The following is a 14,756-nucleotide window of genomic DNA, read 5'->3' as shown; positions in this document are numbered from 1 at the left end:
AATATTTTTGACCCCAAACAACAAACCCTCAAAAATTGAAAGACTATTCTTTTTTCGCCTAAGCATCAAATTCAGACTAGCATTGGAAAAGCATTCTGGTTCTACAATCTTTTTTACGACAAGTATTCACAGGAATCGAACTAAAAAAAGAATTCTAATAATATCAAGACAAAAAAGTTACCTTATAATAGTTCTAAAAAAGCTACTCTATAATCTCTCGGGGCAATCCAGAGGGGATCTGTACCAGTACTTCATAGTTCATAAAGTTCCTCATTTCACTGAACGAAGCTACTGTCATCTCTTGATCACCCTGCTTGCCGATAATTACTACTTCATCTCCTTTCTCCACATCTGGAATATCAGTTATATCTATGGTTAGTAAATTCATATTTACAAGTCCGGCTACCGGGGCCCGTTCTCCATTAACCAACACAATACCCACATTCGTCAAATTACGGCCAAAGCCGTGAGCATAGCCAATGGGTACCGATGCGATCTGCTGATCCCGGCTGGTTAAATAGGTATTTCCATAGCCGACGAACTCTCCGGCGGGCACTTTTTTGGTACTCATAATTTCACTCTTCCATGCCAGCACTCGTTCCAGGGGATCTTTGTGCTTGGCATTCACATCAGGATGCTTTTTCACAAAGTTCATATAGGTCTCCCGGTTAGGCCAAAATCCGTATTGGGCAATGCCAATGCGCACCATATCCATAATGGTTTCGGGATAGTTTAACGCCGAAGCAGAACAAGCACTATGTCTGTACTTGGGGTCTATCCCCTGCTCTTTGAACCAAGATGAATACTCTTTAAAGTTTTCAATCTGCTCCTGTATCCGCACATAGTTACCCACACTTTCGGCCCCCGCATAATGGGTACAAATTCCATCTAGTTCCAAATATTCCCTATTCTCTTTAATAATACGGACCGTATCCTCAAACTCATCTTCTTCTAGTCCTAAACGATTCATCCCGGTTTCGAGGTGTAGATGAATGCGGGCAGGCTTCTGTATTCGCTTCGCTTCATTGATTGCTGCTTTTAGGCGATCCAGCTCAAAAACAAAAAAGGATACATCATTCTCAATAGCCCATCCCAGTGCCCCATTACTAATCATTCCCATAATCATGACATGACTATCACAAGTTCGGGCACGGCACGCCTGGCGGGCTTCATCTGAACTAAACACGGAAAAATGCCGCACGCCACAATCTTCTGCCATAGGTACAAAATCACGAATGCCGTGGCCATAGGCATTTCCCTTTATTACGGAACTGAAAACAACATCGTGGCCCACATAATCCCGCAAAAAGGAAAGGTTTTTTTCATAAGAAGATTTATCTAATTCTAATCGGGATGGGTATAATTCGTCTTTCATTTAGTTTCTTCTCGTCAGATCTTTAATAATTTGCATAAACAATGTGCTTCCGGTGGATATAGCATCATCTTCAAAGTCGTAATCTTCGGCATGTAATGAAGGATGATTTTCACCAATCCCCAAACCAAACATCGCACCTCCTATTTCTTTTGTAAAGTGTCCAAAGTCTTCGGACCAACTAAACGGATGATCTTTATGATACATTTCGCAATCCAACTTTTTAGCAGCGGTCACTATAGCTTCGGTGGCTTCTGGCGTATTAACGGTAGCAGGAAAGGGTTCTACCCATTCATGATCTACCGAAAGATCGTAGGTTTGTGCCGTGCGCTCAGCGATTTCGATGCATTTCTCTTTGAGTTTCTCCAATAACCCTTCATCATAAGTCCGCAGAGTAGCCATTACGGTTGCTTCACCGGGGGAGGTACCAAAGGCGCGTTCTCCCAACTGAGCATTAATAACGGTCACTTTAGCAGCTTTCTCTAATGGGCTGTAGAATTGGGGAGCTGCCGAAAAAGCCTGCACAGCTTGTGCCATGGCAAGTGCCGGACTACGGCCCTGTTCGGGATGGGCAGCGTGTGCAGTAGAACCCTTAAAATTTACCACCATTCCGACTGATGCAGCGGCAAAAACCTTATCTCTTATAATAATTTGATCCTTTTCGAAGCCCGGCAGATTGTGAAGCGCAAAACAATAGTCCGGTTCAAGGGCTTTAAATTTCGGATCATCCAATACGCGCCGGGCTCCCTCACCCGTTTCTTCAGCCGGCTGAAATAATAACGTAACCTTTCCAGCTTCCGGTGGATTTTCTTGCAGCAATTTTGCTACCCCACAAAGTATAGCCATATGGCCGTCGTGGCCGCACTTATGTCCCACTCCTTCCGTTTTAGATTGATAATCAACCTCATTTACATCCGGAATCGGTAGCGCATCAAGCTCACAACGCAATAGCAGGTGGGGCCCGGTATCACCACTATTGAAAGTAGCAAAAAGACCATGCCCGCCTACTCCCCTTTCCATGCTGTTGGGGGAAGTGTTCTCAATAAATGTTGCTATTGCTTCACTGGTTTTCTTTTCATGCCCCGAAAGTTCGGCCATAGCATGCAGTCGGTGCCGTAAATCCGTTAATTCCTTAAGATGTTTTTCAAAACTGAAAGGCATATAAAAAATCTAAATGAAGCTTAAATACAATGCTCAATTAGTAAAATTTAACAAACAATTACCACCCAAATGTCACGACCTGGTGATCCGAACTCAATACAATTTACCCAATACGGAGCGAGGATCCGGATAAAGGTCCAGGGCTTTATCGCGCTTGTCGGGCGATACGACCCCCGGCATGTCTGCTTCTCCGGGATCTTCAACCGAAAGCTGGAAATGCAGGTGCGGGACCCATCCCCCATTTACTGCCGGACCACCCAGCGTTGCAATCTTTTGACCTTGGGGGATCTGCTCCCCTGCTTTTACCATCTGCAGAGACTCTTCAGAGAGGTGACCGTACAGTGCATACAGATCATCACCGTTCAGCTCATACTTCATTACGATGGTTGGCCCGTAATCACCGGCATTATCATTATTCTGCTTATATGCCACGGTCCCTTCATATATATTGTAGACCGCTTCGCCCGCGCCAGCCCAGATATCAATCCCCACATGTACATTCCGCTCACTATTAAAGAGTGAGGTTTCATACATATTTGAACGCTTTTCGTTGTACTGACCAATGCCCCATCCTTGTTGTCTGATAAAATCCGCATCATATCCCTTTGAAAAATCAAAAAGATACAGCTCATCAGTATCATCGGGGTAATCCATAACCTTGGCAAATTGGTAATCAGAAAAGTCGTGCATGGGTAATACCTAATTAAAATCTTTCATATGAGCCACACCCGGTATGGCTATTGCAATTGGACCTATTCCACAATCTTATCGATATAGTCGGAGTTCATGATGCCAAGGGCTCCCATATATTTCATCCGAAAGCGAATAAAGTCGCCTACTTCATAGCCGGCTTCATTTTCACCCACATCTAAAATCAACATATCGGAGCTGGCATCGGCAATTTTTACATCGCCCTCTACATCAATTAAGTGGTCGGGATTGATATCCAGGTAACCGATATCCAGGATTGCTCTATACGATGTTTCACCGAGCTTATCTTCATCGATTTCGGCCATTTCACCCTGTGGATTCATCCCCAGATCGCCACTCGGCACTTTGGGCTTTTCTGCAATTTCTATCACTTGCGTGTAGAGTTCCAGCACATCGTTGTGCATGCCCTCGATGGTACCATCGGTAAACAGGTTCTTTCCAAAGAAGAGGGCTTCTCCTACCCTAAAGTGGTTAATACCCTTGGGAAGCTGATTGCGCAACAACAGTGGAATCGTAACCGTGGTGCCGCCCGAAACCAAGGGAATATTTTTATCAAAGCGAAGCTCAATTATCTGCTTATACAGCGATAGCTGAATAAGCTTGTCTTCATCCGGCATTACCCCGTGCATACAATTGAGATTTGCCCCTATCCCGATAACTTCGATATTGGGGAGCTTAAATACCTTTTCATAAAAATCGATCAGGTTCTCCCGTATCACTCCTTCGCGCAGGTCGCCCAGCTCAATCATGATAATGACCTTATGGACCTTATCCTGGCGCTGCGCCTCTTCGGAAAGAGCATGCAGGGTTGACAGCTCGGTATTCAGGCTCACATCGGCATACTTAACCACCGAGTCAATAATATCTTTGGGGGGGGGCTTAATATAGGTCGTAAGGGTATCCGGGTCGATCTCTTTGATCTTTTTGAGATTACTGATTCGGGAATCGAGCATATCTCCAATCCCGAGCTTGGCAACCTCCTCCAGATACTCTTCGTGTCCACAAAGAAGCTTCGTGGTTATCCCCCACTTGATATCATTCTTTTTGAACAGATCATCTAAATAGTTGTAATTATCGCGTAACTTATCACGATACAGTTTTAAATAGGCCATTCCCTATTTCTTAAGTCGCATTTCAAGATACTTATTTGTGAATCCGTATTTCTCATACAGATGTACCGCAGGGTTATCTGCCTCTACGTGCAGGGCAATATCTCCCTCAGTCTCCTCAATAATTTGTTCCATAAGCTGTTTTCCAAGCCCCTGTCCACGGTAATCTCCGTGTACTGCAATATATACTAAAATATGCTCGGGAATAAAGCCACTCATGTTGGTATGGTTTATGATAACAGATCCCACGACCTTTTCATCTTCGTGAGCTACTAAAATAAACCCATCTTGTCCTTCGTCATCACCATAGGCATAGCCTATGCAAGACAATATGTGCTTTTTTTCATCCCCAAATTCATCCAGGTGTTCATAGAGAAAATCAGCGATATCTTCCCGACTAAAAGGCGTTGGGTTTTGGATATCGGATTCTATTATATCAAATTCTACCATTTAATACAGTTAGTAATTAGCTGTTTTCATTTTTTTAATTTCTTCTTCGTCCAGTTTCTCCCCTGTTTCACTCTCGTCATCGGGGAAGAGTAAAGATACTGCAATAAACACGATGGCCGAAACAGTAATTCCAAATACATTGCCGTCCAACCCGGCCGGTAATTGCTCAAAAATGACTTCGAGACATACGGTAGTAGCCCCACCAAAAACCATTGCTGCAATGGCCCCAATGCTACTGCTTTTTTGCCAATACAGGGCTCCTATAATCGGTACAAACAAACCCGAGACCATAAAGGCATAGGAATAAAGCATTAAATCTAACACATTGGTCATTGAAGTTGCTATCAAGAGTGCCAAAACCCCCAGCATCAAGGTGGTTATCTGTGAAAACCGTAAGAACGTATCGCTTTCGGGATCTACATCTCGGAAATACCCTATGATATCTGATACTACATTTCCCGATGCGGCCATCAAGCAACTGTCGGCGGTAGAGAGGATTGCTGAGAAATAGGCACTCATCATAATCCCCATAAGGCCTACCGGCAGTACCGTACGTAACAACATCGGTAATCCTTTTTCACTGTCATAATTCGCTAAAGTTTCGGGTACTCCCAAATAATCGAACATGCCTTGAGTAAAAGCTACTTTGGCAAAAAGTCCTAGCAGCACTCCCATAAATGCCATGATGGGCCATTCAAAAACTCCTGCCAGGTACCATGCTTTCTTGGCCGTCTCCTCATCATTACAGGCGTATATTCGCTGGTAGAGGGTCATGCCTACAAACCAGATCGGGATAATTGTAACAGCCCAATCAACCACATTTTGCCAACTAAGATTCGTCATTGACAGCATAGCCGGATCTACGGTCTGTTGTATAGCCTCCCAACCTCCCACGGCATGGTACGATACGGGAATACCGATGAATATGAGACCAACCATTAATATAGCCCACTGAATGGTGTCGGTGTAAATAACAGCTTTGAGCCCCCCCATTACGGTATAGAGTACCGCCACCGACCCCATAACAATAAGTGCTGTTTGGAGATCAAGATCAGCAAAAGTTCCTGTTGCCAGCTTAGCACCGGCCAATATTTGTGAACTGGTGAACCCGGCATAACCAATAGCGGATATAATACCGGCTACCAACGCCACGTGTGGATTAAAGTAGTACTTGAAGACTTCGGGGAAGGTAAAAGCCTTATCAAAAACTTTGTTTCCTTTTACTTTGGGGATAAGAAATACGGCAGCCAGCCAAGCGCCTAACAGGCCTGTGAAAAGCATCCAGGAACCGGAGACTCCCAGCACGAAGCCAAGACCGCCAAGACCAATAGAAAATCCGCCACCGACATCAGTAGCAACAACGGATAATCCGATATGCAGGCTGCTCATATTACGGCCGCCTACATAATAGTCATCGGCTCCTTCATTTCGTTGTAAGAAGAATACTCCAAAACCCAACATGCCTACCATGTAGCAAGCCATAATCGTCAGGTCGATCCAATGCATATATTGTTATTCAAATAAATTGGACTTCCATCTAATAAAAAAACCCTTGAGGGTAAGAGCTCAAGGGTTCTAATTACTTATGTAAGGCTAAATATAGGCGTAAATGGATGAAAATCCCAAATTTGATCAATTTGGGATTTTACCAAAGTCGCTTGCCGTTTTTTCGTTCTTCTGCTCCGGCAGCAACGGGCTTTGGGGCATGCTGGCCAGGATTTTTTGTGCCTGCCTTTTCAATAGCGGACATCGTCTTATCGGTAATGGAAGCCTCCTCATTTAAGAGAATAAAGCCATTATGGGTTCCTCCTTTTTCACAAAGTAATTTTTGTGTACGGATACTCCCGCTTACTTTGCCACTACTTTTAATATATACGCTCTTCGAAGCCAGGATATCGCCTTGTACCTCACCCTCTACAACAACCCGCGGGGCTGTTAAGGTGCCGGTAAAAGACGTTCCTTTCTCAATAAAAACCATATTAGCACTCATCCTGTATTGCCTGTTCCTAAATTATGCTGTTACTATTCTTCTTCATCCATGATAGCAACCAACGTATTGGCATTACCCATATCGATACCAACAGGAATACCTTCGCCTTCGAACTGCATTGCAGTGTTAAGACAATACCCTTTTACAGCCATCTGTTCGGGCTTATCCGGTATCTTGATATTTAAAATGCCATCGTATTCTTTAGAAATACGATCTGTCAGTTCTTTAAAGTATGCTCCGCCTCCAACGAGGTACAGCTTGGAACTGGTCGCAAAATCCGAATCCTGGAAAGCATTCGCAAGGGCGGGGCGAATAATATTCTCGAAGTACGATTTTAGTACTCTTCTACGCAAAGCCGTAAGATCAACCATGCGTTTATTAATATTAATTTCCCCATTCTTAAATGCCACGTTTAACTGATGTTCCGTTTTAAAGCCCAGGTAATGCTCCTTTTGCAACTCTTCTTTCATCATGTTAACAGCATAACGCAACCCATGCGTACTTGTTGCCGTCCGTCTGATAATTCCGCTGGATCTACTCACTACGGCCTCCATCGAGCCATAACCGAGACTAATAACAAAGAAGTCATCCTTTTCTTGTTGTTTGCCATACCGCAGCGAGATAATACTGCCCGCTATTTCCGGTATCACATCAACATTTTGCAGTTGCATTGTGGCTGATTGCGTGCCGCTATTGAGCCCATTCTCAAAAGTAGAGCTATCATACAGCACATCGAACGACTTGGTTAAACGTTGTTTCGCCGTATCGTTATACTTTTGATACATTTCGAATGGGAACCCTACGGTTACAGAAAAATTACTTCCTGCTTTTTTCTGTGCTAATAAAAGGGCCGCTCGAAAAAGGATATCAAAATCCAATTCTCCGGGGGCGCAGTTCATTAGCCTATGCGGTGATAACCCTTCTTGAAGAGCCAGGTTACCTATCATATACGATTCATCATTATAGTCTATCTTAAGACCATTCAATAAATCGTTACTAACCCCATTTAGATCTGATCGCGTCGATTCGTATACACTTGGAAATACTGATATTTTCATCTTCTCTTTCGGTTTAATTAATATGTACCCTGCCTGATTGTATTTATATACCATTATATAATTTTTTTTTTGGAATACTACTATTATAAAGCATGCAGGCAACGAACCGGTATATCTTACCTCTAAACTTTTCCTGATAAATTAATTTCTCTTGGATGATGTAGATCATATCTTTAAGGCAAAATAAGAAATAAAAAATGAGCTTTGACGTATGACTACAACCCAACAAGCAATTAATTTAGAAGACCAATATGGAGCCCACAATTACCACCCCTTACCGGTAGTACTTTCTAAAGGAGATGGCGTCCATGTGTGGGATCCGGAAGGCAATAAATATTACGACTTTTTATCAGCCTATTCGGCCGTAAACCAGGGACATTGCCATCCCCGTATCGTTAACAAGCTCAAAGAGCAGGCCGAAAAATTGACACTGGTATCTCGTGCTTTTCACAGTGACTTGTTGGGGGAATATGAAAAATATATGCACGATCTCTTCGGATATGATAAACTGCTGCCCATGAATACGGGAGCCGAAGGCGTTGAAACCGCAATCAAATTATGTCGAAAGTGGTCATACGAAAAGAAAAACCTGACTCCTGAAAAAGCGACTATTATAGTAGCAAAAGGGAATTTCCACGGACGTACTACCAGTATTATCTCTTTTTCAAATGATCCCGTAGCCCGTAAGAACTTTGGTCCCTACACCCCGGGTTTTGTATCTATTCTCTATAACGATCTCGAGAGCCTGGAGAAAGCCCTGAAAGAAAAAGATGTGGCGGGTTTCCTTGTTGAACCCATTCAGGGGGAAGCCGGTGTCGTAGTTCCTGATGAAGGCTATCTCAAAAAAGCTGCAGAGCTTTGTAAGAAACATAACACTCTTTTTATTGCAGATGAGATCCAAACCGGTATTGCCCGAACGGGTAAAATGTTGTGCGTAGATCATGAAGAGGTGCGCCCCGATATTGTGATTCTGGGTAAAGCACTGTCCGGCGGTGCCTATCCTGTTTCGGCCGTGATGGCTGATGATGATATTATGGAGTGCCTGCGTCCCGGCGAGCATGGATCTACCTACGGTGGAAACCCACTGGCTTGTGCGGTTGCAATGGAAGCTCTTCGTGTGGTTGAAGACGAAAACCTGACCGACAATGCCGAACGCATGGGCAAGATCTTTCGCGATGAAATGAACAAGCTGGTGGAAGAATCAGAGCTGGTAAGCCTTGTGCGCGGTAAAGGGCTGCTAAATGCAATCGTCATCAACGATTCACCCGATAGCGATACGGCCTGGAATATCTGCTTAAAGTTGAAAGAAAATGGACTGCTTGCCAAACCAACACATGGCAATATCATCCGTTTTGCCCCCCCGCTGGTGATGACTGAAGAACAGCTGATGGACTGTGTTTCTATTATCAAAGAGACTATTCATGAGTTTCAAGAAGTAGAAGCTTAGCAACTATATCATTTAAATATTAAAAAGGTCCATAAGTGACATACCTTATGGGCCTTTTTATTTTATTACCGATTAGTAACACGTTTATAACAGTATCATTTCTTCAATTAGATTCTGGAGAAGACTTTGTAACTACAATTTTACGATCAGTTTGTTCATTCGTATCCCATTTCAGCTCGCCATTATACCAAAGTTGGTGAACGGCTATCACATTTTGTGAGTGCTCGTATTCTACCTTGAGCGTATCCATAGCAAAAGTACCGGCTTTGATAAGAGTACGGGCAGTATCCTGATCGCTTTTTATATGGGGAAACAGAATCATTTCATGCTCCCTACTTTCATCCGTTATATAAAACTGTTTGGGATAATCGTGATTACCGTTAAAAATCTTCTCTTTTTTTCCATTATTCAGGTAATAAAGATCAGTATTTTGCTCGGTAATCGTATTTGACGTATTGCCACTTAGCAGGTTATCCCCATCTGAATTTTCAAATACAATTCGTATGTCTGTTTCTCTAACCATTTGAGAGTTGGATGATGTAGAACAACCTGCTATTGTTAGTGCTATTATAAGAAGAACTGATACATTAATATTCATCATTACGGATGGATATTTATAACCACTTCACTATTTCTGTTATACTTTGAATCAGCCGGATCAAAATTATTGAAAGCATACCAGCCATCGTAGCTTCCATTCCAGCCCCAGTTCATATGAAAGTTTAAATAAACATTACCTGTAGGGCAAAGTTTCGATTGCAGATATCCATCTCCAACCCAAGCATGTCCGTTCCCATTTGTAGGAAAAATACCCAACCAAGAATCTTTTTCATACCCATTGAATAGGACCGGATCCCCATCATCCAGATCATTCATAACATCATAACGATTAGTTGTTCCTTCATAGCCTACCTGCGTCGCCGAACTATATCCAAAATGGCGTAAGCCCGGAGCCATATCGTCGTCATCTGCCCCCGAAGCATCGCATCCGTAATCCATATTAACTTCATCACCAATATCACGCATCAACAGTGATACCTCATCACTGCCGTAAGAGTTCGGCATTGCACTCCAGTTATAGTTATAGCCCGAGGCATGTTCGTGATAGTTGATTATTTGAGCCATCGCCGTTGCCACACAACCGGAGTATGCTCGACCATTCGATGGATAGTCACAACCCATATGGGGTGCAGAATTATTATATCCATTTGCCTGTCCCCAAGTAGTAGAAATTAACGGGTTAACTTTGTTACTCCATTCCTCACAACCTCCATCATCCGGGGGAAGTCGGCGCTTACCTTTAACATTCAACAGACGTGCCCATAGTATTTCTGAACCTACAGACACTTTCTGTTTCGCCTTCCGGTATTGATCAACTGTATTCATTCTTTGTTGCAACCAAATGGCTAAACCCCCAGGTATAGTGTCGTTGGTAGTAACCGGCATGCTATTTTCAGAAGAATATGCCTGTATGGGACTTAATCGCTGATCTGCTGGTACAACAGCAAAACCTCCATCGTTATAATTAATTAAATAAATGGATTTCTGATCATCCTCATTACTAACGGCTAACACATTATTAACCGTTTTGGGACGCCCCTTTCTCTTTGCCGGCTCCCCTGCCAAAAGGTTTTCTTTTTGAAAATTATAATCATTGGCAAAAGATTCGGCTACAGCAACAGCCTGGGCTTTACTTATTGTATTTTCTACGATGTCCGAATCCTGTGTTTGTTCGGCATTTTTTGAGGGTCCATTTACACTCTGTTGTTGACATGATATAACAAATGCCAATACCAGAAATGGTAAAAAGACTCTTTTGAATAGCAATTGATCCATTTTTCTCTCGTGTTTAGTTTCTATGATATAATTTCCGGTTTTGAAACCGATACTTCGGCATTCTTTCTCTAAGAATGTTGCCTATGCATCATGGGTTTCAACCGCTTGCATAACAAGAGTATTAAGTAGGCCAATTGTTACAGATTTTTCTTAATCATAACTAGATATGCTCGGACTACTTCAATACGGCAAATTAGATTAACACATAGATGTGAATGTTAACCCAATGGGGAGACGTAGGAGAAACCATTCCAGCAGCTTACTCTCAAAAGAGAATGTTATTGACTAAATGATATCTCGAGTTCCTTTTCTATAAAAGATTGGAGTCCTTCTTCTATCGAATTGATAACTCCGGACCCTTTGATGATACCATTTAATTCTCTGATATAAACATCATCTTCGAAGGAACAGCTATTGCCATCGGCCGTTGCAAAGCTAATGGAAAAGCCGGTACTCTTCTTCCGATCAATAGCAAAAGGAGATCCCTCATTAAAAACACCAAAATTGTAATGGATAACCGGAGCTTCTCCTTCCATTCTTTTCAGCTCCAACTTTATCACATTACCACGCCGAGAGGTATCCAGCTCTACTTGTTCACCTTCGATTTGCAGATTTTCAATCAAAGCCTTTAACGTATTCGTCATAACAAACCAGAATTTTGAGAAATGAAGAGTGAAACCAGTATTACATTCATTATTAAAGGGCTATAGCCAATTAATATTACACCTACTTAGTATACCGTTTTTTAATCTGGATTCTAAGCGTATCAACCAAAGTGATACTTCTTATTAAATTTACCATCATTGTACTAACAGCAACATTGACTAACGAACTCTTTTTTCATACAGAGCAGCAGAGTGAAATTCAATACCGGTTTACCCTGATCAAACCAACTACTTCTCCAACTTCCTGTAGCATAAAGCTGTACACATAATGTTATATTATGCATACACATTATGTGTACGAGTCTTAAAAAATCAATACAGATAATGTTACAAAAAACGGACCCTCTGAATCATAATCCCTATTTTTGCATATTATGTGTACAATAAGTAGTATAGAGATCGTACACATAAGACTATGTTAGGTGTTTTTAATTAATAAATCAGTCGAATGGAGAGATTAAGTTCAGATTATTTATATCATTTTACTGGCAGTTTTGACACAATTAATAAAATAATGTCTAATGGCTTTAGACATTCGTTGTCAAAAGAAAGACTTTCATTTGCAAATAGCATTCAAGAAAATTTTATAGTTAGTTTTTGTGATATTAAATATTCAGAAAGCTTAGCACATCAAAAATGCTATGGGCAATATGCTTTAGCTTTAACTAAAGATTGGGGTATAAAAAAAGGAATAACTCCAGTCACCTATATCCATGGAAACTCAGTTAATTTTTCTGAGAAATCCAGATACTTAAAAAATAAAAATAGATTTATCTTTGAACAGTTTAATCCCTTTAAGTCAAAGTCATTAAATAAGATTTTTAAGCGGTATATACGACTTTCACTTCTTGAAAAAAGAATTGATGAAAAAATTTTTAATCCAAGTGTTGAAATTCGCCAAGATGGAGATTTAAAAAAGCAATACAACCAAATTGATCAAGAATTATCAGAATATGTAAAAGAATTGGAAAAGCATGGCTTGGAGAAAAAGTTTATTAAATATGTTCATGTTCTAGGAGAAAATATTTTAGACCTAATTGGGCACCTTGAAAATACTGATTGGCTATCAAGAAGTTATAAGGATCAATTTACATGTCCGCAATCAGGTGAAACCTTTGATAAAGTGTTATATGATGAAAGAGAATGGAGATCAGTGCAAGATGCTTCGTGGTTAAAAATTGATTTTGGAGCAGGGAAATATGAGAAAGCACTAGGCAATGGTTTTCTACCAGAAAAATATAACTTGAAGTTTGAAGACCAGGATATTGTTAGAATAGTTGTGAAAAATGAAAAAGAGAAAGCAGAACTTTTGTCAAAAATTAACTCAAACTCTCACCTGATTAGCTCTTCAAAACTTAAGCAAGTACTTACTACTAGGTCTGAAGAATTAGAAGAGTAACTATTTTTTCTGATCTATCCATTTACTAAAATTAATGCTTACTAAATTTCTAAATTTGACCAATATGAAACTGATTAAACTTTCTGACCAGTATTTAAATTTTGATAACGTTACCCATATTCTGGATGATGGAGATGAAATAACAGTAATGTTCAATACCCAAGATGATAATAGAATTTATTTAACGCGTTTTGAAGGAAATGATGTAAAGAAATTGAGAGAATGGTTAGAAAAAAATGCTGAGCAAGTAAATTAGAGTAGAATTTCGAATATTTATTCATGAACTTTATTTAGTAACAAATAATAAATTCTGTACTTATGGTCAGATACTTACTTTCAATATTACTATTCATCTTCTTGTTACCCTCTTTTTGTTTTTCACAGTATGTTGGCACAGGTTCTAACACCAACACTACGTATGTCAATGGATATTTTCGTTCCGATGGAACTTATGTTCAAGGGCATTATAGAACATCAAGAAACAGTTATAATCTAGATAACTTTTCAGCCAAGGGAAATTTCAACCCATATACTGGAGAGTTTGGAGACATAGAATACAGCAGTCCATATAATTCATTAAAGGAAAATGGAACTCTTGATGTTAATTACCAATCATATTCTTTGGATAATTACAATAGGTCAGCAACTACAACAAAAAGCTGGTTTAAAACAAAAGATACTGATAACCCTTTAAAGGCTAAGGAAAACTCTATTTCAAAAAATAATTTTGATGAGAAAGAAAATTGGTCTAATAAAGAGTTTTTCAAAACTTACTTATTGTCACATGAAACAATCATAAGTAAAATTTTTTACTTAGATCTTTCCAAATCCGAGGATAAAAAGAAGTATTTCGAAATAGTTTTTAATGATGATAAATATATACTCAATAAAAGATTTAAAGACTTAAATAATGATGGTCATAAAGATTTATTAATTGAAAATCATTCTCCGGGTTACACAGGGTCAGGTGGCTTTTCAACATATATATTTATTTATGAATCAGGTAGGTATAAATTTCTTCAAGAGTTCTTTGGTGATTATGTAGAAGTCCAGGTAACTTCTAGCAATGGTTTTAACGACATGGTCTTTAGTCATAAAAAATATCTTGATGAAGGGGGATTTAAATATGTCAAAGATTTTATGACGTGGAATGGAGGAGAATATACCAAATTAGTGCAATACTCTGATTAAAAGTTAATCATCTGGATAATTTTTGAAATGTCTGAAAATATCAGTTCTTCGAAAACATTCTTCTAGGTCATCCCCAGTCCTCTCGTGTTCTCTATGAGCAATTTGTACATGGTTCAATTTACGATATAAAATATATAGTGAACCTGCCATAAATATATAATATAGCATACCTCAAAAATTATATTATAGTTTCAAATAGTAATAAGGTTACCAAATTTTTGAAAAAACACCTAACCCGCGCATTAACTCGGACAGGCCTCGCCATTCCCTTGCCTCCCTTCCTTTTATTAGTTAATCTTTCGTTTTGTAATTAACTCAACACTGTTGCGCCTGCCGGTTATGCGCAATGTCGTTATTTTGCCCGCCG

Annotated in this window: 15 protein-coding genes; 4 read left to right on the top strand and 11 right to left on the bottom strand. The window is 40.3% G+C overall.

Translation table 11 applies throughout. From position 1 onward, the window contains the following. Positions 1-202: 202 nt before the first annotated feature. The 8 genes from alr to G3569_RS17025 all read right to left on the bottom strand — a co-directional run bounded on the left by alr (position 203) and on the right by G3569_RS17025 (position 7,851). Positions 203-1,375 carry an alanine racemase gene (gene alr / locus G3569_RS17060; RefSeq protein ID WP_165271299.1) on the bottom strand — a complete coding sequence of 391 codons (1,173 nt, stop codon included), beginning with the start codon at positions 1,373-1,375 and terminating at the stop codon, positions 203-205. Continuing rightward, positions 1,376-2,533, bottom strand: a complete 1,158-nt coding sequence (locus tag G3569_RS17055; protein WP_165271298.1) for an amidohydrolase — start codon at positions 2,531-2,533, stop codon at positions 1,376-1,378. 93 nt (positions 2,534-2,626) lie between these two features. After that, a complete protein-coding gene (locus G3569_RS17050) occupies positions 2,627-3,223 on the bottom strand; it encodes a peptidoglycan DD-metalloendopeptidase family protein (protein ID WP_165271297.1) in 597 nt (198 codons plus the stop codon). A 62-nt stretch (positions 3,224-3,285) separates the two neighbouring features. Continuing rightward, positions 3,286-4,356, bottom strand: a complete 1,071-nt coding sequence (locus G3569_RS17045) for an alanine racemase (RefSeq protein ID WP_165271296.1) — start codon at positions 4,354-4,356, stop codon at positions 3,286-3,288. Between the two features lie 3 nt (positions 4,357-4,359). Next, a complete protein-coding gene (locus G3569_RS17040) occupies positions 4,360-4,803 on the bottom strand; it encodes a GNAT family N-acetyltransferase (protein WP_165271295.1) in 444 nt (147 codons plus the stop codon). A 9-nt stretch (positions 4,804-4,812) separates the two neighbouring features. Further along, positions 4,813-6,309 carry a sodium:solute symporter family protein gene (locus tag G3569_RS17035; protein ID WP_165271294.1) on the bottom strand — a complete coding sequence of 499 codons (1,497 nt, stop codon included), beginning with the start codon at positions 6,307-6,309 and terminating at the stop codon, positions 4,813-4,815. A 139-nt stretch (positions 6,310-6,448) separates the two neighbouring features. Next, the gene (locus tag G3569_RS17030) at positions 6,449-6,793 is read right to left on the bottom strand and encodes a polymer-forming cytoskeletal protein (RefSeq protein ID WP_165271293.1); all 345 of its coding nucleotides are present in this window, start codon (positions 6,791-6,793) and stop codon (positions 6,449-6,451) included. A 32-nt stretch (positions 6,794-6,825) separates the two neighbouring features. Beyond that, positions 6,826-7,851 carry a ParM/StbA family protein gene (locus tag G3569_RS17025; RefSeq protein ID WP_165271292.1) on the bottom strand — a complete coding sequence of 342 codons (1,026 nt, stop codon included), beginning with the start codon at positions 7,849-7,851 and terminating at the stop codon, positions 6,826-6,828. A gap of 211 nt (positions 7,852-8,062) precedes the next feature. Between G3569_RS17025 and rocD the strand changes: the two genes are divergently transcribed. Continuing rightward, positions 8,063-9,298, top strand: a complete 1,236-nt coding sequence (gene rocD / locus G3569_RS17020) for an ornithine--oxo-acid transaminase (protein WP_165271291.1) — start codon at positions 8,063-8,065, stop codon at positions 9,296-9,298. Between the two features lie 103 nt (positions 9,299-9,401). Here rocD and G3569_RS17015 read toward each other — a convergent pair whose 3' ends face one another. The 3 genes from G3569_RS17015 to G3569_RS17005 all read right to left on the bottom strand — a co-directional run bounded on the left by G3569_RS17015 (position 9,402) and on the right by G3569_RS17005 (position 11,778). Beyond that, complete coding sequence (locus G3569_RS17015; RefSeq protein ID WP_165271290.1) at positions 9,402-9,899, bottom strand: hypothetical protein; 498 nt, start codon at positions 9,897-9,899, stop codon at positions 9,402-9,404. Then, positions 9,899-11,134, bottom strand: coding sequence for a C10 family peptidase (locus G3569_RS17010; RefSeq protein ID WP_165271289.1), 1,236 nt, complete (start codon positions 11,132-11,134; stop codon positions 9,899-9,901). Before G3569_RS17010 ends, G3569_RS17015 begins: the two co-directional genes overlap by 1 nt. A 278-nt stretch (positions 11,135-11,412) precedes the next feature. Next, entirely contained in the window at positions 11,413-11,778 is a 366-nt protein-coding gene (locus G3569_RS17005; RefSeq protein ID WP_165271288.1) for a hypothetical protein, read from the bottom strand. A 469-nt stretch (positions 11,779-12,247) separates the two neighbouring features. Here G3569_RS17005 and G3569_RS17000 point away from each other — a divergent pair, with 469 nt between their 5' ends. The 3 genes from G3569_RS17000 to G3569_RS16990 all read left to right on the top strand — a co-directional run bounded on the left by G3569_RS17000 (position 12,248) and on the right by G3569_RS16990 (position 14,389). Continuing rightward, positions 12,248-13,198 (top strand): abortive infection system antitoxin AbiGi family protein, encoded by a 951-nt coding sequence (locus G3569_RS17000; protein ID WP_165271287.1) that lies wholly within the window; start codon positions 12,248-12,250, stop codon positions 13,196-13,198. Between the two features lie 64 nt (positions 13,199-13,262). After that, positions 13,263-13,454, top strand: a complete 192-nt coding sequence (locus G3569_RS16995; RefSeq protein ID WP_165271286.1) for a hypothetical protein — start codon at positions 13,263-13,265, stop codon at positions 13,452-13,454. A gap of 62 nt (positions 13,455-13,516) precedes the next feature. Beyond that, entirely contained in the window at positions 13,517-14,389 is an 873-nt protein-coding gene (locus tag G3569_RS16990) for a hypothetical protein (protein WP_165271285.1), read from the top strand. The last annotated feature ends 367 nt before the right edge of the window (positions 14,390-14,756 follow it).

Source organism: Fodinibius halophilus, from assembly GCF_011059105.1.
Classification (GTDB): domain Bacteria; phylum Bacteroidota; class Rhodothermia; order Balneolales; family Balneolaceae; genus Fodinibius; species Fodinibius halophilus.
This window is presented reverse-complemented; position numbering and strand designations above follow the sequence as displayed.

What these genes read in the sequence shown, in the direction of transcription:
- G3569_RS17050 (WP_165271297.1), bottom strand. Translation starts at nt 3,223, where the DNA reads ATGCACGACTTTTCTGATTACCAATTTGCCAAGGTTATGGATTACCCC.
- rocD (WP_165271291.1), top strand. Translation starts at nt 8,063, where the DNA reads ATGACTACAACCCAACAAGCAATTAATTTAGAAGACCAATATGGAGCC.
- G3569_RS17010 (WP_165271289.1), bottom strand. Translation starts at nt 11,134, where the DNA reads ATGGATCAATTGCTATTCAAAAGAGTCTTTTTACCATTTCTGGTATTG.
- G3569_RS17055 (WP_165271298.1), bottom strand. Translation starts at nt 2,533, where the DNA reads ATGCCTTTCAGTTTTGAAAAACATCTTAAGGAATTAACGGATTTACGG.
- alr (WP_165271299.1), bottom strand. Translation starts at nt 1,375, where the DNA reads ATGAAAGACGAATTATACCCATCCCGATTAGAATTAGATAAATCTTCT.
- G3569_RS17030 (WP_165271293.1), bottom strand. Translation starts at nt 6,793, where the DNA reads ATGAGTGCTAATATGGTTTTTATTGAGAAAGGAACGTCTTTTACCGGC.
- G3569_RS17035 (WP_165271294.1), bottom strand. Translation starts at nt 6,309, where the DNA reads ATGCATTGGATCGACCTGACGATTATGGCTTGCTACATGGTAGGCATG.
- G3569_RS17025 (WP_165271292.1), bottom strand. Translation starts at nt 7,851, where the DNA reads ATGAAAATATCAGTATTTCCAAGTGTATACGAATCGACGCGATCAGAT.
- G3569_RS17015 (WP_165271290.1), bottom strand. Translation starts at nt 9,899, where the DNA reads ATGATGAATATTAATGTATCAGTTCTTCTTATAATAGCACTAACAATA.
- G3569_RS17045 (WP_165271296.1), bottom strand. Translation starts at nt 4,356, where the DNA reads ATGGCCTATTTAAAACTGTATCGTGATAAGTTACGCGATAATTACAAC.
- G3569_RS17040 (WP_165271295.1), bottom strand. Translation starts at nt 4,803, where the DNA reads ATGGTAGAATTTGATATAATAGAATCCGATATCCAAAACCCAACGCCT.
- G3569_RS17005 (WP_165271288.1), bottom strand. Translation starts at nt 11,778, where the DNA reads ATGACGAATACGTTAAAGGCTTTGATTGAAAATCTGCAAATCGAAGGT.
- G3569_RS17000 (WP_165271287.1), top strand. Translation starts at nt 12,248, where the DNA reads ATGGAGAGATTAAGTTCAGATTATTTATATCATTTTACTGGCAGTTTT.
- G3569_RS16990 (WP_165271285.1), top strand. Translation starts at nt 13,517, where the DNA reads ATGGTCAGATACTTACTTTCAATATTACTATTCATCTTCTTGTTACCC.
- G3569_RS16995 (WP_165271286.1), top strand. Translation starts at nt 13,263, where the DNA reads ATGAAACTGATTAAACTTTCTGACCAGTATTTAAATTTTGATAACGTT.